The sequence below is a fragment of the Okeania sp. SIO2C9 genome (assembly GCF_010672455.1).
Lineage (GTDB): Bacteria > Cyanobacteriota > Cyanobacteriia > Cyanobacteriales > Microcoleaceae > Okeania.
Window position 1 is genome coordinate 99,606 of record NZ_JAAHGO010000022.1, and the last position, 21,858, is coordinate 121,463.

Sequence of the window (21,858 nt, forward strand, 5' to 3'; positions counted from 1 at the left end):
GAAGTGTTTGATTATATTCTAGGAGATGCAACTGAATCATATAATTTACAGAATTATAATCCTGCTAATTTTGCCATTAGACATTTATGTTTTGTGAGAAAACCTTTTCCTTATGTAGTGACATTTGATGATATTGATCCATCTTATTTTTCAGATAAAAAAAATCATTTATATGAGTATTTATTGCATATCCCTAACAGCTTCAGTGTAGAAAAAGTTAATCACAATCAATTTAGACTAAAGCTGGTAGAAACAGGAAATACTTGCTCATTTATTTTGCAATTTTTTAACCAAGAAAAACTAGAGCTTAAAATCGAACAATTTCAATCAAAACATCACCATGACTTTGCAAATCATAATTTATTGCGATTTAGCATCAGAGCCATAAATCCTAATTTTTTAGCTGTGTTTACATCAGAAAAAAAATTAGAAAATCTGAGTCTGAAAAGTAATGTAAATATTGATAATAGTAGAATTGTACTGGATATTTTATCGCCAGAATGGTCAGATAATCTAGAATGAAAATTATATAGAAGAAAGGAAACTACTTTAAAAGATAAATGGTTTAAATTTCAACGAACTGGATCGCCTCCCAAGTCAAGTAAATAAACCTAATAATTGCAATAATAAAAATTTATTTATAATGCCAAAACCATGACAGCTATAACCATCAACTTTAACAATATCCTCAAACGTACCGACGACCAATTCTATCAACTATCCCGAGATAATCCCGAAATTAAATTTGAACGTAACATCAGAGGAAAATAACAATAATGCCACCTAATGGAGGAGAAACAGGAAAATATTATAATGCTTCTGTTATTGCTGATTTTGTAATATGGAATCGTCAAACAAAACTAGGAATAGTTATTCGACTCCTCAACCTGTTTCAAACTTCCCAATGGTTCAAACCGTTCTCCCGATGTATCATGGATTAAAGTAGAAAGGATGATATATTTATTACTGGATAAAAATTAGTTGGATATTTTAACCATGAACGAGCGCAATAATGACAATGATTTATTAAAGTATTTTGAAAATAATCCCGGTCGATTAATTCACAAGTGGATGCATTACTTTGAAATCTATGAGCGCCATTTATCTCGATTCAGAAACCAGGAGATTCATGTAGTAGAAATAGGAGTGAATTATGGTGGATCTCTACAAATGTGGAAGAAATATTTTGGTGATAATGCCTACATATATGGAGTAGATATAAAGAAGCAGTGCAAACAATTAGAAGAAGAAAGAATCAAAATAATTATTGGCAACCAAGAAAATCGAAACTTCCTCAAACAGATGAAGAATCTATGTCCTAGAATTGATATTTTAATAGATGATGGAGGCCATCGGATGTTGCAGCAGATTAATACCTTTGAGGAATTATTTCCTCATATATCTGAAAACGGAGTTTACATTTGTGAAGACTTACATACTAGCTACTGGGCTAACTTTGGCGGAGGTTATAGAAATCCCAATAGTTTTATTGAGTACAGCAAAACTCTAATCGACAAATTAAATGCTTGGCACAGTAAAGATACAGAAAGTTTTCAGGTGACAGATTTCACTCGCTCTGCTTATTCAATGCATTATTACGATAGTGTTTTGGTAATAGAAAAACGTAAAATGGAGAATCCTGTTGTCAGAAAGACAGGTAATAAATTATTTTAAAATTACTGTATAAATAATCTCTAAACTAGGGTTTTTAATATTTAAAATACAAAATCATAGAAGAATAAGAAGTTAAAATTATTAGGGAAAGTAGGATGTTATCAAGTAATAAAAATTCTCCACAACGTTTAGCTCCAAATCATCCTAACGGGATTAAAAAAGTACAAGTGGGTTGTGGCCCCCATAATATTATGGCTGATTGGTGGAATGTGGATATTCGAGCTTTTCCTGGTATTGACCAAGCGATGGATGTAACTAAACCTTGGCCTTTTAATGGTTTAGAATATGTATATGGGGAACATTTTCTCGAACATTTAAGTCTAGAAGGAGCGATCGCTTTTCTCAATAATGTTTGGAAAAGTCTTAAACCTGGTGGGGTAGTTCGACTTTCTACTCCCTCTCTAGAGTGGGTAGTTTCTACTCACTTTAATCTGTCGGAAACTAACCCACAAAAGCGAATTGATTCTACATTTTCTATGAATCGCGCCTTTCATGGATGGGGTCATCAATTTCTTTATTCCAAAGATTTTTTGCAATCTCTACTCGAGAATTTGGCATGGGAAAAAGTAGTATTTTGTGAATATGGAAAAAGTCAGCATTCAAATTTGATAGGTATCGAACGTCATGGTAATTATCGGATTGATAATGGATATCCGAATGTTTGGATTGTTGAAGCTAAACGCGGTGAAAGTCGTTCTGAATCTAGTGTTTTATCTTATCAAAAATTACTGGATAAATCGTATGTCAGTTATGTTAGGTCTGGTCATTAATTAATGTTTGCCTGGATGTTCTAGAGATTAATTACTCTTATTTGTTGTTATTAATATTTAGCAAAATTAGATATGTCAAACGAAATATTACCACCCCATCTCGAAAAAATTAGATTAGAATTGGAAGGTTATTCTCAATCTCTACACTATCATCGAAAGTCTTTACAACAAATAGAGGCAAAGTTAAAACACTTATCATGTTTTCCAGTTAAGCAAACTCAACTAGAAATACCTAGAAATAAGAAATTAGTTCATTGTGTACTACTAAGTTTTTATTTTCATGAAATATTAGAACGGTGTTTAGAGGGGTTGTTGCCAGAAAAAGAAAGAATAGACGTAAGTGTGATAGAAAATAATAGTGTGAATTCTGATGCGATTAGAAAAGTTGTAGATTCATATAGGGATAAAGGTTTAGTTAAAAATCATTTTATTTTTGAAGAAAATATAGGTACTAATGCTTTTGAAATTGCTTTTGATAGTAATTTACTAGACCTAGATTATGAGTATATAACTGTTACTGATGGGGATTTAATTCCAGATTCGGGTTGGTTGGATGAGCAAATTACTATTCTAGAAAAATTTCCAGAGGTATTTTCTGTGAGTACACCACTGCACTACAATAATGCACCTCCTAACCTCAAGAAACAAGCTATGAAAGTTCCTATAGAATCTGAAAATAATTTCTATAAAGAACGCATTGCAGGGTGGGTTTTTAAGACATTCAGAACCTCAGATTGGAAAAAATTTATAGCTTTTAGGAAAAAACATAAAATCTTTTTTCATGACAGTTCATCATATATATATGCCAAAGAAAAAAAAAATATGAAGTCAGTACTAACTATCAAGGCAAAATCATATCATTTAACTTGGGACTATTCTAATTCTGAATATCTGCAGTTAAAAAATTCTCTAGGAAAACAAAGTAATAAAGTATGGTATCACAATCAATACTCAGGATTTTTCTTTGTTCAAGAAAGTAGTGAAGATTTGTACTTTCCAGCTCCTCTAGAAGTAGTACATCAAAGATTATCTACTAAGTTAATTAACACTCCTTAGTTACAAGTAAAAATATTAAACTACTTTTTAAATTATCAAAGTTAATACTTAAGATTTCTCTAAAGATTCTTTAATATTTTGAATCTTAGACTTCATTTGTTCTAATTTATTTCGTGCTGATTCTGTAGATTTTACCAAATTAGAATTAGTTGGTTTCAATGATGGTTCAGATTTAACTTCAGGTTTAGTAATTTTTGGTAAAGGAGATAGTTTTTCTTCACCAGTAAGACTATAACCAAATTCTTGTAAAGCTTCTTTGCATACTTCAGTAGATAGAGCTTGTAGAGAAGGTTCTAAATCTTTTTGCCAACGTCCTATAGATTCTTCAGGACTATCAGTTGTTCTATGACGTTTCAACTTTGGCGTATCTTTGGATGCTTTTTCCAAAATTTTAGAAATAGTTGAACTGCTATTATCTAAATTCAAATATACAAAAATATCACTTAAAGTTTGTTCAGGAGCTAAGATTAAATCTTCATAGCGTACTAGGTGTGCTTCTTCTTTTCTTTCTCGCCATATCTCTAGTAGATTTGCAGCAGTATTTTTAATTGTAGTTTTGATATAGTCGATATCATTATCTACTCGTTGACGACCAAAAGACATATATCCTCTCTTAGTATTGAAAGCAAGTGCCGAACAACAAATGTCACGAAAATCACGAACTAGAACAATTTCTTTAGCTTGGGGATACACTTCCAATAAAAGTTTTCGGTGGGGGTTTGGCAGAAACTTCTCCACAAAGTAGAATTGCTGATGCTGACTATCTGTATTGTGAGAAAGTTCGGAGACTATTTTTCCTTGATTGCGCCCCATGTATTCATATAAATTATCTATGCTGTGTCGGCAAAAATCTGCAAACTGTTCTGGATAATCACGTCCTAGCCAATCATGGGCAGCATGGCCATTAAGTTTCCCATGATAAGGATTAGGTCCAATGGATTGAAATTCTTGATAAAAGTAAGTCCCCTGAAATTTATCAGGATTGCGTGGCTGTGAGAGAATATTCAACATCTGTATCCAATATTGTGATACTCGGAACTCATAAGGATAAAATTCACTAGCAATAATGGATGGATGTTCTGAAAAGATTCGCATCAACCATGTAGTTCCCGATCGCCCTGAAGATGTAAATACTAGAGGTTGTAACTTAGCTTGATAATTAGAATGTAGAGGTTGGCGATGATAGTGGATTATTCCCAATAGTACAGTGCTTCTATTTTCAAGAACTGCTCTAATACGAACTTCACCCTGTAATGGCAATCCTATGACTCCAACTTCTATATTGAAACCACACCTTTTAGCCCATGAAACTTCTGGATAAAGTTTAGATACACCTAGACGTTCAATATTTACAGGAACTTGTCCTAAAACTCTGCCTTCACTGAGAACCTCAACTGCTACCACTTTTGATTTCTTACCTAATACCCACCCAGAAATTTCTATGGTATAGGTTTTAGCTTGATTTCCCTTTTTTGGATGATCTATAGCAAAACCCCATAATGCTTCTTTATCAATTTCTGCACGAGTAACATTTAAAAAATCAATTACAGTACTTTTATTCATATAATATTTTTAGATTTTAATTATGGATAATGCTAACATTTCTTTAAGTCTATTACAACTAACTTAAACATTGTTCAAAGACCAAAAATATTTACTGTATATTATTATGACTATTAATACAAAATATTTTTTAGAAGCGAATCAACTCAAACGCCAAGGAAAGCTAGAGCAAGCCATCGCTCTGTACTATCAAGCAATTGAGTTGAATCCTAATTTTTCTTGGTCAGGACTTACGCAAAGATACTATATATAGTGCATACCCTTAAAGGTTTATCTATAATTGGCAATTGCTTGAAAAACAAAATATAAAAAACTTAAAAATCGAACTTAAATTACTTTAGTTGTTATAGTAGATTAGTATGAAGCAAACTATTTGTCAACACTTTGAGAATGAACTTTAATTATATAAAATATTGTCATTATTTAATAAGTAGTCAGAAAAATTACACTCTCACAAACCTTGCTTACCATCTAGAAAAAGTGAGCCACGATAGCGTAGCTTTGCGTCAGCAATCAAATTAATCGTTACTTAAAAAATATTGATTTAGCAGCAGAAAATTTGTGGCAAATAGAGTTTGTGTCAGTATTCAGCTTAAATCAGTCAGTTTTTTAAAATTCAGAAAACAGTCTGATTTAAGCTGAAAATTATCTATAATAAAAGATGATAATAAAAAGAAGAGGACTTACGCATTTTCATGACAAAAATACTATATATACCATAGTGCTATAGTTTTAATTTACTATATGTAGTGGCTTTGCGTAAGTCCTGGAGAAATTAAGAAGGTTAGAGAATTAAGATAATTTTCAGCAAGAATATAATATAGACCGCAAGAATTAGCAAGACAAAAAAATATTTAGCTCCTATTATCTAATTTAAGCTCTCATCCGAAACTTAACGGAGAGATAAATAATTGTATTGGGAAAAAATAATGAATATAAATAGTAAGACTTGGCTAAATATTCGTGGAGCGATCGCTACAGCAATAGCGGTAACTTCCACCTTTGCTATGACATCTACAGCAACAGCAGCAAGATTAAAAGTTACAGTAGAAAATGTTGCCCCCACTAATGGTTTCTTTTTCTCTCCATTATGGGTAGGTTTTCACGATGGCAACTTCGACATTTTTGACTTAAACCAACCAGCACCCGCATATCTCGAAGCATTAGCAGAAGATGCTAATACAGGACCTATCAGCACTGCTTTTGCTAATAGTGGCGCAGGGGATACTCAAGCTACAATATTAGGCCCAACCGGCCCATTTCAGGTACTTACTGCTGGCGATCGCGCTTCTATGACATTTACTCTAGATGGTAGTCTAGCTAGCAGTCGTTATTTCAGTTATGGAGCAATGGGTTTACCAAGTAACGATGCTTTTATTGCTAACGAAAACCCACTAGGGATAAGAATTTTTGATGAAGATGGCAACTTCTTGGGTGCTGATTTTATTGTTACAGGCGATCGAGTGTGGGATGCAGGTACAGAGGTCAACGACGAAATTCCAGGCAATACTGCAGCTCTCGCTCAAGCCGCTCCTAACACAGGTGTTGATGAAAATGGAGTTGTCACCTTTCATCCTGGTTTTCTCGAAGGTGGTAATATTCTAGCAGCAGCACCTAATGGTGATTTCACCGCTCCAGGTTATCAGATCGCACGGATAACTATTGAATCAGTACCCGAACCTACAACTACTTTAGGATTATTTGCTTTTGGTGGATTTTTATTACTAGGCAATTTTTTCCATAAATCTTAGTAGGGGCGAATGGCATTCGCCCTCACTTGATTTAGTGTCCGTACACAAGTCCTGGTAATATAATATCATCAGGACTTACGCAAATCCACCTTGAAAACGCCATATGTAGGGGCGAATGGCATTCGCCCTCACTTTTTCTCACATCAATGAACTTTCAAATAGCTTGCCAGTCTTCTATATTTAATTTAGTAATTATAGCGCTGTGCGCAGGCAACAGCTCATCTGGCAACAGGGGGAATAAAAAACCGATAGTATAAGACTTTTAGCTATTAGACATCTCCAATAATAAAAAATAAAATCAATTATCCCACAGAAATTATCAATTCTTTCCGCCTACTCCCTACTCCCTACTCCCTACTCCCTCTTTTCTGGAGATGTCTATTGGACAGTTCTTGTAATTTGTAAATATGCCAGCGCACATTGCTATATTTGAAATTCAGCAGCATTATGAGTAACTAATATTAAATTATTAGCTATTAGCGATCGCTATTGAAGCTATTTGTAAGTCATAATGTCCCGGTTTTCCTGTCATGTTCAGTCCTCTCCCTCTTCCAAGATAATGAGTTAATAATTCATAGCTGATAGCTGATAGCTGACGGCTGAATGCTTACAAAAATTTGGGGCAATAAATCAAGATGTTTAACCTTAGCTAGCTCACTAATTGGTGTAGTATCAGAAACAATAATCATTTAAGAAACCTGCTGATTTAAAATTAATTCGGCTTCTTCCAATTCTTGACGTAATTCCTCCAAATCTTGCGAATCATCAAAAATAGAAATCCCCCATTTATTCATCATTTCAATAATTTCAAAACGATTTACACCAAGAATTTGTGCAGCTCGGCCACTACTAATTTCTCCTACTTCTAATAAAGCCATTACATACCTCTCTTTCGCTTTTTGTAAAGCTTTTTCTCGAACTTCAGCTGAAACCTGAATATTTTCCAACCCTTCATCGGAAATTGTTAAAGCCATCTTCAAACTCTACTAATTCTACAGTTTGATTTTATCCTTAAACCACTTAACTCAACATCACCATAGTATTAGACATCTCCAGAACAAAGGGAACAGGGAGAAATAATTGATAATTTATAGATAAAAATTGATTTTATAGCGCTGTGCGCAGGCAACAGGCAACAGGCAACAGCTCATCTGGAGGAATAAAAAACAGATAATATAAGACTTTTAGCTATTGGACAGTTTTTGTAATTTGTAAATATGCCAGCGCACATTGCTATATTTTTGATTTTTGGAGATGTCTATTAGTGACAAAAAAACTCCCTCTTCTTCCCTCCTGACTCCTCTATTATTTAAACTATTCAACCGGATATGATATAAGGTCTAATTATTTCAAATGCTTTACTTGAGCTGAAATTAATTTATTCAAACAATTCGCAACTTCAACTCGATGACATCTAACATCTAGCTGGATCTAGTTCAGCACATAGTAATAAAATATTTCCTTGAGCAACAATTTCTGCAATTTCAGACAAATCTGCATCTACTTTTTCAGGAGTAGGTGAGACCCAGTTTGCCTTACCTGATGTATTTCCTAAAGAAACTTTGGATATATATTGAATATTTTTGGAGTGGCAAAGATTTTCTATTTTGTCTCCATACCACCTACGACTCCAAGCACGAGGACTTTTCCTTGCATCAATCACACACTTAACATCAAAATTTTGTAGATATTCTAAAAATTCACTGTAATCTTTACGATTTCCGTAGCCAAATGTCAGTATATATTTATTTGAAAATGTCTCTGAAATATTCATTATTTTTTCTCTATTTAGAACAAACTTAATTGAGTAATCATAGGAGGATAAACTACGCCTAGAATCATAAAAGAATTTTTGTAGTTTTTTAAATTACCTACTATAAAGTATAGGTCTTTCTTGTTCATAAATTCAACCTCTAACTTTTTCTACAGCCTCTTTTTCCTTTCCTATTTGAGTCGAACTTAAAGATTATATCTCGACATTTTCGATAAAGCTCTTGAATTTCCCAGTCACTAATACTATAGCGATGTTTATCTCCATCTTCATCAATAAATTCATATCCAAACTTATAAGGTATTTTCTCAAGTTATACTGTTGCTTCAAACAAATCTAACTGATCTAATACAGCTTGCTGTTTTGGTTTCCAATTACGTTCAGTTTCCTGACAAAAATATTTTTTAATTATCTTCGGCTTGATTATTCCTAATGATTTATCTTGATTTTTTATTTCTTTAATTGACTTAAATTGTAGTGGCAGTAAAAGTTTTTTTCGTTCCTCCCAATTATTACTTGTTTTAATTTTTCTCAAAACCTCTATAGAAGAATCATCTATACGAAAACTTTCTGGTCTATAATCTTTATCATTTTTTTCAATTAAAGCCCTAATAATAGACCATCTAGGATAGCGCCGATCAAAATCTAATTGTCGAAAGCGAATAGGATAAATTCTAATCCACTCAAGAGGCTTTTCATCTTCACTCAGCAATACTCCTGCTGTACAGACAGTTTCTTGATATTTTTGACTAATTGAAGGGTATGTTTTAGTAGCAATTAATATTTTTTTTGATTCCATATCATACAATCTTGATTTATTCCGAATAATTAAAATTTAAAGTCTCTTCTTTTCAAGGAGAGGTAATAATTAATTATTAATTATTAATTATTAATTATTAATTGTTGAATAACTATCTCCCTTCACAAAGAAGCTGATCGCTTTCTTTAACATCGGGACTATTCTGCAAATAGTCGTGAACAATATCGCAACCCCGCGCCAATAAATTATCTAAATCAAAGTTCCACAATATTGCTACCCGGTCTCTACCAACTGCACCGAGTATTTTACCATCAGGACTAAAGCTAACATCCATTACCCCTTCTCGAATACCTGCTAGACTCGCCAACTCTTCACCATCAAGAGTCCAAATTTTTACCGTGCCGTCATCACTACCACTAGCGATGATTTTGCCATCAGGCATAAAGCTCAGACTATTCACTTGACCTTGATGTCCTCTGAGAGTAGCGATCGCTTGACCTTCAGGAGTTAATAATTTAACTGTATTATCAGAACAAGCTACAGCAAGAATTTTTCCATTTGCACTAAAACTAACCTTCTTCACAACACTACACAACCCTTCAAACTTTGCTAGTTCCTCACCTTCTATGCTCCATATTTTCAGCACAACCTTGCTCTCTTCTCCAACACCACCAGCAGCGATCGCCTTCCCATCTGGTCTAAAAGTCACAGTTCTCAGGTCATCAATACCCCCTGGAATAGTCAATAGTTGTTGACCGCGAATATTCCACAATTTAATTGTTTTATCTAAGCTAGCAGTTGCCAACATTTTACCATCCGAACTATAGCTAATACTATAAACCCGGTCTTTATGTCCGAAAAGAGTCGCATTTCCTAAACCTGCTAAATTCCAAACTATTCCTATGCCATCAGCACTTGCAGAAGCCACAGTTTGACTATCCGGACTAAAGCTCAAGCTATAAATACCACGTTTATGCCCTTGTAAACTTGCTAACTCCTCTCCATCTCGACTCCAAATTTTCACATTCCGGTCGTAACCCCCAGTAGCGATCATCTCAGCATCTGGGCTAAAACTAATAGCTGTGATATAACTGGTGTGTCCTTTGAGAGTAGGCAATTTCCGTTCTTGAAGATTCCAAAGTTTGATTGTGTTGTCAGCACTAGCAGAAACAAGAGTTAATCTATCATTGCTCAAACTGAGACTACTAACCAAAGTACCATGACCTTTGAGAGTTGCTATTTCTCGACCATAATGAGTCCAGAGTTTAATCGTTCCATCAGAACTTCCAGAAGCGATAGTTTTGCCATCGGCACTAAAGTTAACGCTGACAACTGGACTTTTATGACCTTTGAGAGTACCTAGTTTTTGACCATCTATACCCCATACTCTCACAGTATGATCCCAACTAGCAGTGGCAATAGTTTTACCATCCTGACTCACACTCACGCTCAAAACTCTGTCTTGAAAACCTTGGAGAGTAGCCAATTGTTTGCCTTGAGAGTTCCATAATTTCACCGTCTTGTCTTCACTAGCAGAGGCTAATACTTTACCATAGCTGACGCTGTATATTTTATCCTGATGTGCTTGAATAGACTTCAATAGTTTCCCTTGAAGATTCCATAATTTAATCGTTCCATCTACCCCACCAGAAGCGATCGCTTTTCCATCTGGACTAAAACTAACACTATTAACTGCTCCTTTATGTCCTTTCATGGTTACTAATATTTTACCATTCTGACTCCAGAGTTTTACAGTACCATCATCACCAGCAGAAGCTAACATTTTACTGTTAGGACTAAAGTCAACACTGTAAACAGCACCTTGATGTCCTCTTAAGGTGGCTAATTCCTTACCAGAGTTAGTCCAGAGTTTCACAGTACCATCATCACTAGCAGAAGCAATTATTTTTCTATCTTTACTCACGCTGATGCTATTAACAGGTTGTGTATGTTCTGCAAGAGTTCTGCGCGTACTCACACCATAAACAGTTTTGCGCAAAGCAATTAAAACTCGCATTCTGACATCTGCTGATACTTCTGAGGTATTGTGTAACTTTGTGCCAGCTTTTATAGCAGTAAGTAAAGCATCAAACCGTTGGTTAGCAGTAAACTGATTTTCTGCGGATAAGCTCAAAGCATTAAGTTGGGAATTTAATTTATCCTTTTCTGCCACTTGCCAATTAATCAAGGAAAATCCACTTAACCCACCTAAAATTAAAATTAATCCTATTATACTCCCGAACCGAAAATTGTTTTGAAAACGTTTGCGGTTGATACTTTTTTCGAGAAATTCTTTGGCTAATACAGATACAAAAGCACTATCAGCATCACTTTCTAATAAACTTTCAGCTAAACTTAACTTGCGCCCACTTAGTAAGTATTTGTCTGATTTATCTTTTTTCAGCCACCTTTGAGCATCAGCTTCCATACCAGGTTTTTGTTTAATTGCCTCCCTGTTTGACTCTACCCAAAAACTTAACTGAGACCAATGATGAATAATAGTATTATGGGCTAATTCTACTAATGTTACTGTTTGATTAGTGTTTTGATAGTTTGTGAATTTAGTAGTTATAATTAATCTGGCTTTTGCTAATTTTTTCAGTATCTTACTCACAACTGCTAATGATTGTTGAGGGGTAATTAAATCAGTTTTTAATACTCGTTTGCAGCTTACTACTGTATCTTCATTAATTTGTACAAGTTTGAGAAATATCTGCTTGGCCACCTGACGCTCTCTAGCATTGAGGGAGTGATAAGTTGCATAAGCTTGTTTTTCTAGACAACCTTTTACACCACCTAAGTTAATATATTGATTCAGAGTAAATTGGTCTATTCGTCGCTGTCGCCATAGTTCCGTTAGAGTATATTGTAATAATGGTAAATTACCGTAACTTTCTGTATCTACAATCATTTGCTCCACTAATTCTGGCTGAATTTCTATACCTACTTGTTTGACTGGATCGGCGATCGCTTGTTGTAACTCCAGTCTAGTCATCGGTGTTACTGTAACTAAATGAGATTGAATTTGCCTAGCTAACCCAGAATATTCCTGCTCAAAGCATTTACCTAAAAATTCTGCCCCCATAGTAATAATTAACAGAAATTTACTAGCATGAGAGTTATCTTGATAATTTTTGTCTATTGCTCCCATCAAACATTCAAAAAATTGCTGTCTCTCTATTTTGTCTAAACACAGGGTAAAAACTTCCTCAAACTGGTCTACTACCATTACTATTCTGGGTGCTTGAGTATTTTGCAATACTTGTCTAAACCCACTAGCACCCCGATCTATTAATTCTTCAATTTCTATGGGCGAATAAATTATACGTTCAATTTCCCCCTTTTTTATCTCTTGCTCTAGGTTTTCATGGTGAGAATTTTTGATTTTAGGAGGTAATGTAGCACCGGACTTTCTTTTTTCTGGCGATCGCCTACGAGTTCCTCTTATTTCTGGTGCTGGTGGTGGAGGTGGATAAGGAATAGATGATTTTGGCGGTTGCTTTTTTTGTTCATGCTGCGGAGAAGTTGATGATAATTCTTGAGTAGTGTAAAGTTGTAATGATTCTTCCTCTGGAGTTGTTGTTTCTTCTGTTGTCGGCGTTAACAATGTCTGTAGTTGATAATCTACAAACGCTGCTGCTAAATTTTTTAAAGGATGTTCTCCTGGTCTAATAATTAATATTGGCCAAGTGTTACTCCCAGACAATCTTTGTCCTAGTTTAAGTTGATATAATAACCCTGCTTTTACTACACTTGATTTACCAATTCCACTGGCTCCAACCACTGCTAAAAAATTCCGAGAACGAACCTTTTCTAAAAGTACATTTGTCAAAGTTTTCCGACCATAAAAATATTTAGAATCTTTATCGTTAAACTCAAATGCAGCTAATCCTTTATAAGGGCAAACTCCGGCTGTAAAATCTGGATTTGCTGTAGCTTCTTTTTCCCCTGTCAAAATAATTTCATTACCAGAATTATTAAATACTGGATGTAGATTAGAAAGACTTAGTTGTCGATTGATATAGTCTATTAAATTATAATTTGTGACACAAACATTTGAATAATTTTCTGGTTCTAATGCTTCTAATAAACAATTTGTGAGAAAGCTATGCTCTGAATTTATTTGTGTTGTATAAACTTCTGCTTCTTGAGAAACAAAAATATAACACCTATCATTATAAGTTGATTCTATATTACTAAGATTTGTTTGTAAGAAATCAATTTGTTTTTCCTGATGGTAACAGTCTAACCATACTATTTGTTGTTTGACAGGAGATTTTTGTAATAGTTGACTTAACCAATGTAGTGAAATTCCCCATTTTCCTTTTTGAGGGTTCGTATCACTGGTTGCTAAAAATCCTTCTTGTACCCCTCCTTGTTCATCTAATAAACTATTTCCCACAAAAAACAATAAAGCAGTTTCAGGAACATTATCTAGAGGATTAAATAATTTAGAAATAGCCTCTTTCAAAGCATTTATTTCACAGTTTTTAATCTTAGGATGAGGATCTACTTGCCAAGAACCTTGTATATTAGCTCCTGGAAAGCGCTGCACTTGAAAATTGCCATAGGTTTCTAATAGTTGAGCGATCGCCTCTGCATCTGCTGCTGGTTTAATCAAATTTCGGGGTTGAGCAGAGCTATCTTTCAGCAAAGGATAATGATTGATACCCACTACTAACGCTTTTCGGTTCATGCACGGTAGCCCATTTTAGTCAATAACTAGCCAATTTATTATAATATCATGTCTCTTTAAACATCGACAATGAAAATTTTAGGGAACTAGGGAATAGGGAATAGGGAATAGGGAGAAATTTATCAGAGAACACATTTTTATTATCTCTAATTAATGAGACTTTATATAATACCAATTTTATATGTGAGGCTGTACTGAATTATCAAATTCACCATTGGCACTCTAGTTCCTTTGTTTTAAGATTTAAGATAATGTTAAAACAAATGATTTTGTTCGTGACTTTTACAACTCTAGCTTACAGAAGTTTTTCTTATTGGACTTCACGAGTATCTACTAATTTGTACTATTCTTGATGCTATTTATACCGTCTCATCCTCTTTTGTGTAACAAAGTCCCGCCAATAAATAAAATTATCAAATTATCAAAACGTCTCAGCCTTAACCAATTCGACCCGTTTGGGGCTAGTAACTGTTGGCTATAATCTGGTATAATCTATGATAATCTCTATCTATGCTACTTGGATTCAAAACGGAACTACATCCAAATAACCAGCAAAAAACGCTGCTAGCTAAACACGCAGGTGTAGTTTGCTGGCGCAAAGCTTTCCTATGGTCATGCTATCGCAAACGCTAACGTCACGGTAAGATTAGTTATATCAACTACCCAAAGTTGTTGGGATTTGGTAACAAGTAGTAGGATTTAACACATGGCACAATATAAGCAAGCACTGGTTAAGGATGGTAAAAACCCAGAAGGTCTAATTGTCTTTCCTGCGTTCATTACCCAGAAGGAAATGGATGCGCTTAAGGATTTTAGAGTCGGCGTTCAGGATACGTTTGTAGTAGCCTATCCTAAATCTGGTACGACATGGATGGAGCAAATTGTTCACTTGCTTGCTAGCAATGGAGAGCAAGGTGAGAAAGTATTGAGTGAAGCAGTTCCTTGGCTAGAAGGTGCTGCAACTCGTTATGGAGGTTTAGATAATTTGATCGTAAATAGTGGCGATCGCCGTTATTTTCATAGTCATTTACCGTACGAAAAAAACTGTAGAAAAATGAAACAGCTTTTATCTTGATATTGGATTGACCAATACTGGCTGTACGGCACAGCTCACTATTCCCTCGGCAGTAAATGCCTCTGGGAATTTCTTTCTAATAATTTGAAGACTGCCATTAACATCAGCATTAATGACTATACCAGTTCCACTCCTGAATAAACCACGTTTGACTCGTTTACCTACATAGTTTTCATGTTTAATTGGTTTTTCTAGGTCAATAGCAGATGTTTTACTGGTGTAACAATCTTGCTGTTTCAATGACTTTTACCCCAACCAGTTGACACTTATAAGTTATCTGTTGAATTAACTTAGCATGAGGTATTTGAGTAAAATTTTGGTTGTTTTTTTTGCCGATATTTGCACCTTGTTTCCAATTATCATTTTTTCCTATGACTACAGTACCAATATTATTTGTGGTTAAATATTCAACCACTAACTTACTGGTGTTATGCAGATAATTGGAAACAAAACGATTTCGGTGATAGGTTAATGCTTCAATATATCCGGCTAGTTTTTCTGTTGCCTTTGAGATGACTTTGGTACTTAGCTTTACGCTTGTTATATAGTTGATTGACGCTTTTTAGTGGCTTCCCGTTAATCAGCAGTGGTTTGACACCAGGCTTATTTGTAGATAGAGCTACCTTACGGTCAATCCCTAAGTCTATTCCTGCTATATATGTAGACTGTATCCGTGGTTGTTCAGTTTTTTCATACACAACTTCAATTACATAGCAGCCGGTCGCAGGTACTATCCTGACTTCAACTACAGTATCCACAACTACAGGTATTTTGATCTCACTCATCGATAAGTGACAAATACCATCTTTGAGAGGGGCTTTATAGACTGATTCTTTGGAATATATAACTACATTCCTACCTTGAGTTTTATTCTTATACTTTGGTATTTTGGGTTTACCTAAAAACTTCCCAGGATATTTTGACCATTCTTTTATAGCTTGAAAATAGCCACGCCAAGTTGCAACCAAGCATTTTATTATTTGTTTTGATACTTTAGTTGGTAATGCTCTGTAAGCATCGCTATCTTTGGTGGCGTGGTACAGTTTAGTTAGATCCAGACTGTTACCAGTACAGAAAAAATGCTGACGACAGTGATAGTTAGCCAAGTTATACAGGTTTTTTGACTTAAAAGCTAACTCATCACACACCTGCCAAAAGTTATGTGTTCGTCTAATTATATGTCTGTCAACAACTTTCAATTGTGCGCTAACCCTCAAATTTTGCTGTACTCACCTGTAACTACTATCATGGTCAAAATCATTCATTGCCTAAATTTTCGCTTTCTATTAACTATTTAATATTACAATACTTTTCTACATTTGACAACTATTTTCTACAGTTTAAGTTTAACAGTTAATTACCCCCTTATGGTTGTTTAATTTGTTGGCTCAAATTCTGATGATGATTCATGTATCTTGTTGTGCTACAAATTGAAGTGCGGAATGTGGGATTATATCAAATCCGTTTAATTCATAAAAAAATCTTCAATCGTCATGACTACCCTCATCTTTGTAATTCTTTCTCCTCCTGACTCCTGTAGGGCGAACGGCCGTTTGTTTCGCATAACTATCGTTAACGCCCCTACTACCTGACTCCTCCTAACTTAACCATTCTATGGCTGTTTAACCGGATTTGAGATGAGATTGCTTCCTATCGTCGATAGGGACCATTGTTCAAGAGGATTCTATATTAGAACTTATTTAGGATTGCTATATCTAGTGGACAATATTAGCGATTGCCTCCTATGTCTTCTTTCCCAACGTCTCTGAAGGTAACTCCCCAAACATAGCTTTGTAATCTTTAGTAAAATGACTTTGATGGTAGAACCCAAATTTACTGGCGAGGGTGGCTATAACACAACTTTCAGGTTCGCTTGCCTTCAGGTGTTGTCGTACTGCATTGAGTCGTCGCACCTTGAGGTATCGCATCGGACTCATGCCAAATAAATCCTGAAAACCATAGGATAAGGCAGAACTGCTAGACTCTAAATTTTCAGCTAGCTGTTTTAAGGTTAGGGGTTGATCTAAGTACCCTAACATTTTTTTCTCTGCTTGAGTAATCAACTTTGCTCTTCGAGAAGGTTTGAGAAAACCCTTGGAATTGCACTTAATGGGAATCTGACTAATTAACAAAGGAACGAAATCATCAGCAACGAGTTTCTCAATATGAGGTTTTTGTAACCAATTTGGTTTGTGTACTGCTAACCAAAATAGTTGTTTCAGGTAATCTTTAATTTCTTTCATCCCAGTTGGGAGCAAATTCACATGATTTTTACTCAGGAAATTATCGTCTATATCGTGGCGTTGTAGTTTGTCTGCATAAGTATCAAAAGTTTTGACAGGGATATGAATCTCTATTATCGCTCCACCTTGAGAAACTAATAAGTCTGCTTCCATATTATTGAAACCAAAAAGAGTCCTTTGAGGATTGACAAGGTGACGGTAGGAGTAAATTTCTCCTTCATTCTCAAACCAGGCGATAGAAAAACAAAAGTATTCTTTCAATTCCTCACCAAAAGATTGAGTCCCTTGATTTGTCTGACAATATATGAAATATATCTCACCAACCTGAATTGAGAAAAAACTAGCTTGAAGAGAGCCAGGAGTAAGTTGTATTATTTCCAGTCCAGAATAGGCAACAAACTCTTGGAAACCATCCACATCTGTAAATGATTTGGAGACAATATTATGATTGCTTGTCTCAGAATTATCTTGAGTTTGGGTAATTTTACTTTTGTCTAAATCTATAATGTTACTCATTTTTGCAGCACTTCTTCTAAATGCCAAAACAGATAGCTACTTGGGAACTGCTCCTGTTGGTTCCTTCTCAGCGAATGGTTACGGTATGTATGACATGACGGTAACGTTTGGGAATGGACTGCCAACTGGTATCGGGTTGAATGAAAGGATATGGCTTATAGCGTTAATCCAGAAGGTCTCAGGCAAGCCGAAAGTTTTGATCCAAAAAAACCGCCGAGGGTGCAGTAGCAGTACACGTCATTAAGGGTGATTCTTACCTCTGTGCACCCAACTATTGCAGTTCTTTATGCCTTCTTTCCCAATGTCTCTGAAGGCAACTCCCCAAACATGGTTTTGTAATCTTTAGTAAAATGACTTTGATGGTAGAACCCAAATTGACTGGCGAGGGTAGCTATAACACAACTTTCTGGATCGCTTGCTTTCAGGTGTTGTCGTACTGCATTGAGTCGTCGCACTTTGAGATAACGCATGGGACTCATGCCAAATAAGTCCTGAAAACCATAGGATAAGGCAGAACTGCTAGACTTTAAATTTTCAGCTAGCTGTTTTAACGTTAGGGGTTGATCTAAGTGCCCTAAGATTTTTTTCTCTGCTTGAGTAATCAACTTTCCTCTTCGAGAAGGTTTCATGAAATTCTTGGAATTGCACTTAATGGGAATATGACTAATTAACAAAGGCACGAAATCATCAGCAACGAGTTTCTCAATATCAGGTTTTTGTAACCAATTTGGTTTGTGTACTGCTAACCAAAATAGTTGTTTCAGGTAATCTTTAATTTCTTTCATCCCCGTTGGGAGCAAATTCACATGATTTTTACTCAGAAAATTATGGTCTAGATCGTGGCGTTGTAGTTTGTCTGCATAAGTATGAAAAGTTTTCCAAGGGATATTAATGTGTATGATCCCTCCACCTTTAGAAGCTATAAAGTCAGCTTCTGTTCCTTTGAAAGAAAAAAGAGTCCTTTGAGGATCGATAAGGTGACGGTAGGAGTAGAATGCTCCTTCATTCTCAAACCAGACTATGGAGAAATAGCAGTATTCTTTCAATTTATCACCAAAAGCTTGGGTTCCTTGACTTGCGTGAATATAGGTGAAAGATATATTACCAACCTGAATTGAGAAAAAACCAGCTTCAAGAGAACCAGATGTGAGTTGTATGATTTCGTACCGTTGATAGGCAAGAAACTCTTGGAAACCATCTACATCTGTAAAGAATTTGGAGACAATATTATGATTGCTTCTCCCAGAATTATTTTTAGTTTGGGTAATTTTACTCTTATTTATATCCATCAACACATTCCTTTTTGCATAAATCAATTAATAGAAAACAATCAAATAAATTATAAGTAAAACTTATTTTTTTTTTGAATTAATTTATCAATTTCTATAACTCAAAAAGTTGGAATTTTCGGTTATTCAAAGTGATACATTACCATTAAACTAATCCTCAAGTCTTCAGATAACTCTGTTGTGCTACGGAGTGGGTATGACCCATCCTAATTCGACAGATCAATTCAAGGGTGTCCAACTGATAAAGTTCCGATCGCTTACTTGGAACTCTAAAGTCCATCTCACGAAATAATCAATGGCCATCAAACTTCTTTCATTGCAGCTTTTTGTCCCTGTTTAACTAGCTATCAGCAAAGCTGATTGCTGAACTGGTGAAAGCTTTTTAAGTGTGAGATAAGTTTTTGAAGCTATATGAAAATTAATTAAGGAGATCATTTTTGTGATTCTTTGCATGAAAATGGGTGTTGCTATGGCGATCTCCCTATTGCTTGTGGTGTCAGGCATTTTGCCTTAGTTCCCAACAGCCGCAGCTTTAGCCCAAAAAACTACAACCTGACCCAACATTCTTTGGATCATGGGTGATTACATCGACTGGTTTAACATTAGTGAATACAACCTGAGCATAAGAGGTTTCTATGTTGAAATATAGGCGCAACAGCGCCAAAATATTGCGTTTACTGCCAACGCAAAAAACGATCCGACAAGGATTTAAGGCCGTTACATTGTGTCTCCTAATCACTGTTTTTTCGATCTGCGGTTTCTTGCCTAGTTCAGCACTAGCACAATCGCAATTGATAGACACAGAGACAGCAAAATCTCATCCTAATATTCTCGTGATTTGGGGAGATGACATTGGTTGGGAGAACGTATCTTCTTACGGTATGGGGACGATGGGGTATACCACGCCAAATATCGATCGGATTGGTTTCGAGGGGATTCGCTTCACCGATCACTACGCCCAGCCAAGCTGCACAGCCGGACGAGCAGCATTTATTACAGGCCAGTATCCCATCCGCTCCGGTATGACTACCGTGGGACAACCTGGAGATACCCTGGGACTGAAAGCAGAATCACCCTCTCTAGCGGAAGTTATGAAGGAGCAGGGTTACAGAACAGGTCATTTTGGTAAAAACCACCTTGGCGATCGTAATGAACATCTGCCCACTGTCCACGGATTTGATGAATTTTTTGGTAATCTCTACCACCTCAATACCCAAGAAGAAGCTGAACAGCGAGACTATCAAAACTTCGGTGAGAAGTATTCGGGTAGCCTAGAAGCCTACGAAAATAAGTTTGGCACACGAGGTGTAATCCACTCCTTTGCCACAGATACTTTTGATAATGCCGTAGATCCTCGTTTTGGAGTCGTGGGTTATCAAACTATCGTGGATACTGGTGCTCTTACCCAAGAGCGAATGAAGGATTTTGATGGAGGGGAAGTAATTCCAAGAGCACTCCAATTCATGCAAGATTCCAAAGATCAGGATAAACCGTTTTTTGTCTGGCTGAATACCAGCCGTATGCACCTTTACAGTCGGCTAAATGACCAATGGCGCTACGCAGCCGAAGACTATACCAGTGAAGCTGATTATCACGGTAGCGGGATGCTTCAGCATGATCACGATATCGGCGTTGTCCTGGATGCCCTTAAAGACATGGGTGTAGATGATAACACCATCATTTGGTATTCCACAGACAATGGCCCTGAACATTCTTCCTGGCCTCATGGGGCAACCACACCCTTCCGAGGTGAAAAAATGACGACTTACGAAGGCGGAATTCGTGTAATTTCCATGCTCCGATGGCCGGAGATGATCGAGCCTGGTCAGATACTCAATGGAATTCAGGCTCACCAAGATATGTTCACCTCCCTTGCTGCTGCGGCTGGTGTACCTGATGTAGTACAGAAGATGGACTATGAAAAACATCAGTACATTGATGGGATTAACAATCTTGATTACTGGACTGGCAAGACGGACAAGTCGAACCGCAACTTACTGTTCAACTATTACGAAAGTATCTTGACTGGAGTGCGAATGGGGCCGTGGAAGTTCCACTTTTCCACCAAAGAAGACTACTACGCCAATCTTGTTCCTCGTACTGCGCCTCTATTGTTTAATCTGCGGATGGACCCATTTGAAAGCTATGACACGTCAGATGCTTACGGACACCTTCTGCAAAAAGTGTCATGGCTTTTACAACCGATGAGCGAAAAGTTAGGCGAACATCTTCAAAGCTTGATTCAATATCCTCCAGTACAAAGTGGAAAATCCTTTAATTTGTCGAATGTGATTGACGATACCGTTGAGGGTATCAAGGATCAACAAACCAAGCAGGCCCTCAAGAATATGGCCGAGCAACTTGATGCGTTGACGAATCAGGGTTTGCAATAGTCTATTTAGATCCGATTTTGACAAAATTATTGACGTGAGTATGGCTGACTAGCTCTGAAACCGATCATCTGTAGGTTATCTGTAGTGCCGTGTCAAGACTAAAATTGTGGGTTAGGAGTGAGTAACCTAGAAGACCTCTCCCCCCTGCCCCTCCCCCTCTCCTGCAAGGAGAGGGGAGAATATTCTCCCCCTTCCCTCCTCCCCCCTTTCAAAGGGGGGCAAGGGGGGATAGGAAGGGTGTTGGGGGGTTAGGTTTTTCATTCACATTTTCAAGCTAGACGCGCCAGTAGGGTGGGTAATA

The 21,858-nt window shown here is 36.2% G+C and carries 20 protein-coding genes; 10 read left to right on the forward strand and 10 right to left on the reverse strand.

The genetic code is table 11. The features are described 5' to 3' along the window. Positions 1-3: 3 nt before the first annotated feature. From F6K23_RS18830 to F6K23_RS18850, 5 genes are all read left to right on the forward strand, one after another. A complete protein-coding gene (locus tag F6K23_RS18830) occupies positions 4-522 on the forward strand; it encodes a hypothetical protein (RefSeq protein WP_293158643.1) in 519 nt (172 codons plus the stop codon). A 254-nt stretch (positions 523-776) separates the two neighbouring features. Next, the gene (locus F6K23_RS41920) at positions 777-941 is read left to right on the forward strand and encodes a hypothetical protein (RefSeq protein WP_367267748.1); all 165 of its coding nucleotides are present in this window, start codon (positions 777-779) and stop codon (positions 939-941) included. A gap of 55 nt (positions 942-996) precedes the next feature. Continuing rightward, positions 997-1,674: a class I SAM-dependent methyltransferase gene (locus tag F6K23_RS18840; protein WP_293158645.1), complete on the forward strand. Its 678-nt coding sequence runs from the start codon at positions 997-999 to the stop codon at positions 1,672-1,674. A gap of 95 nt (positions 1,675-1,769) precedes the next feature. After that, the gene (locus tag F6K23_RS18845) at positions 1,770-2,444 is read left to right on the forward strand and encodes a hypothetical protein (RefSeq protein WP_293158647.1); all 675 of its coding nucleotides are present in this window, start codon (positions 1,770-1,772) and stop codon (positions 2,442-2,444) included. Between the two features lie 72 nt (positions 2,445-2,516). Continuing rightward, positions 2,517-3,500 carry a glycosyltransferase family A protein gene (locus F6K23_RS18850; protein WP_293158649.1) on the forward strand — a complete coding sequence of 328 codons (984 nt, stop codon included), beginning with the start codon at positions 2,517-2,519 and terminating at the stop codon, positions 3,498-3,500. Between the two features lie 48 nt (positions 3,501-3,548). On the opposite strand, the gene F6K23_RS18855 is transcribed toward F6K23_RS18850, so the two are convergent. Beyond that, positions 3,549-5,063 carry a sulfotransferase gene (locus tag F6K23_RS18855; RefSeq protein ID WP_293158651.1) on the reverse strand — a complete coding sequence of 505 codons (1,515 nt, stop codon included), beginning with the start codon at positions 5,061-5,063 and terminating at the stop codon, positions 3,549-3,551. Between the two features lie 106 nt (positions 5,064-5,169). Here F6K23_RS18855 and F6K23_RS18860 point away from each other — a divergent pair, with 106 nt between their 5' ends. Both F6K23_RS18860 and F6K23_RS18865 read left to right on the forward strand, forming a co-directional pair. Then, the gene (locus tag F6K23_RS18860; protein ID WP_293158653.1) at positions 5,170-5,316 is read left to right on the forward strand and encodes a tetratricopeptide repeat protein; all 147 of its coding nucleotides are present in this window, start codon (positions 5,170-5,172) and stop codon (positions 5,314-5,316) included. Between the two features lie 676 nt (positions 5,317-5,992). Continuing rightward, the gene (locus F6K23_RS18865; protein WP_293158655.1) at positions 5,993-6,814 is read left to right on the forward strand and encodes a spondin domain-containing protein; all 822 of its coding nucleotides are present in this window, start codon (positions 5,993-5,995) and stop codon (positions 6,812-6,814) included. Positions 6,815-7,503: 689 nt separating this feature from the next. Here the strand turns inward: F6K23_RS18865 and F6K23_RS18870 are convergent. The 4 genes from F6K23_RS18870 to F6K23_RS18885 all read right to left on the reverse strand — a co-directional run bounded on the left by F6K23_RS18870 (position 7,504) and on the right by F6K23_RS18885 (position 14,041). Next, positions 7,504-7,788 carry a UPF0175 family protein gene (locus F6K23_RS18870; RefSeq protein WP_293158657.1) on the reverse strand — a complete coding sequence of 95 codons (285 nt, stop codon included), beginning with the start codon at positions 7,786-7,788 and terminating at the stop codon, positions 7,504-7,506. Positions 7,789-8,228: 440 nt separating this feature from the next. Beyond that, the gene (locus tag F6K23_RS18875) at positions 8,229-8,588 is read right to left on the reverse strand and encodes a DUF488 domain-containing protein (RefSeq protein ID WP_293158659.1); all 360 of its coding nucleotides are present in this window, start codon (positions 8,586-8,588) and stop codon (positions 8,229-8,231) included. A 310-nt stretch (positions 8,589-8,898) separates the two neighbouring features. Further along, positions 8,899-9,384, reverse strand: a complete 486-nt coding sequence (locus tag F6K23_RS18880) for a hypothetical protein (RefSeq protein ID WP_293158661.1) — start codon at positions 9,382-9,384, stop codon at positions 8,899-8,901. Between the two features lie 112 nt (positions 9,385-9,496). Then, positions 9,497-14,041: a caspase family protein gene (locus tag F6K23_RS18885; protein ID WP_293158663.1), complete on the reverse strand. Its 4,545-nt coding sequence runs from the start codon at positions 14,039-14,041 to the stop codon at positions 9,497-9,499. Between the two features lie 510 nt (positions 14,042-14,551). Between F6K23_RS18885 and F6K23_RS41925 the strand changes: the two genes are divergently transcribed. Both F6K23_RS41925 and F6K23_RS18890 read left to right on the forward strand, forming a co-directional pair. Beyond that, the gene (locus F6K23_RS41925; protein ID WP_367267749.1) at positions 14,552-14,674 is read left to right on the forward strand and encodes a helix-turn-helix domain-containing protein; all 123 of its coding nucleotides are present in this window, start codon (positions 14,552-14,554) and stop codon (positions 14,672-14,674) included. A 73-nt stretch (positions 14,675-14,747) separates the two neighbouring features. Further along, a complete protein-coding gene (locus F6K23_RS18890) occupies positions 14,748-15,116 on the forward strand; it encodes a sulfotransferase domain-containing protein (protein WP_293158665.1) in 369 nt (122 codons plus the stop codon). On the opposite strand, the gene F6K23_RS18895 is transcribed toward F6K23_RS18890, so the two are convergent. The 5 genes from F6K23_RS18895 to F6K23_RS18915 all read right to left on the reverse strand — a co-directional run bounded on the left by F6K23_RS18895 (position 15,108) and on the right by F6K23_RS18915 (position 19,164). Beyond that, positions 15,108-15,356: a hypothetical protein gene (locus F6K23_RS18895; RefSeq protein WP_202223739.1), complete on the reverse strand. Its 249-nt coding sequence runs from the start codon at positions 15,354-15,356 to the stop codon at positions 15,108-15,110. The genes F6K23_RS18890 and F6K23_RS18895 overlap by 9 nt on opposite strands. Continuing rightward, positions 15,328-15,531, reverse strand: coding sequence for an IS200/IS605 family accessory protein TnpB-related protein (locus F6K23_RS18900; RefSeq protein ID WP_293158668.1), 204 nt, complete (start codon positions 15,529-15,531; stop codon positions 15,328-15,330). The genes F6K23_RS18895 and F6K23_RS18900 overlap by 29 nt, the downstream gene beginning before the upstream one ends. A gap of 61 nt (positions 15,532-15,592) precedes the next feature. Next, on the reverse strand, positions 15,593-16,315 hold the full coding sequence (locus F6K23_RS18905; protein ID WP_293158670.1) for a transposase: 723 nt from the start codon (positions 16,313-16,315) through the stop codon (positions 15,593-15,595). Positions 16,316-16,858: 543 nt separating this feature from the next. Next, complete coding sequence (locus F6K23_RS18910; RefSeq protein ID WP_293158672.1) at positions 16,859-17,875, reverse strand: helix-turn-helix domain-containing protein; 1,017 nt, start codon at positions 17,873-17,875, stop codon at positions 16,859-16,861. Between the two features lie 284 nt (positions 17,876-18,159). After that, the gene (locus F6K23_RS18915) at positions 18,160-19,164 is read right to left on the reverse strand and encodes a helix-turn-helix domain-containing protein (RefSeq protein WP_293158674.1); all 1,005 of its coding nucleotides are present in this window, start codon (positions 19,162-19,164) and stop codon (positions 18,160-18,162) included. Between the two features lie 791 nt (positions 19,165-19,955). Here F6K23_RS18915 and F6K23_RS18920 point away from each other — a divergent pair. Next, positions 19,956-21,557 carry an arylsulfatase gene (locus F6K23_RS18920; protein WP_293158676.1) on the forward strand — a complete coding sequence of 534 codons (1,602 nt, stop codon included), beginning with the start codon at positions 19,956-19,958 and terminating at the stop codon, positions 21,555-21,557. The last annotated feature ends 301 nt before the right edge of the window (positions 21,558-21,858 follow it).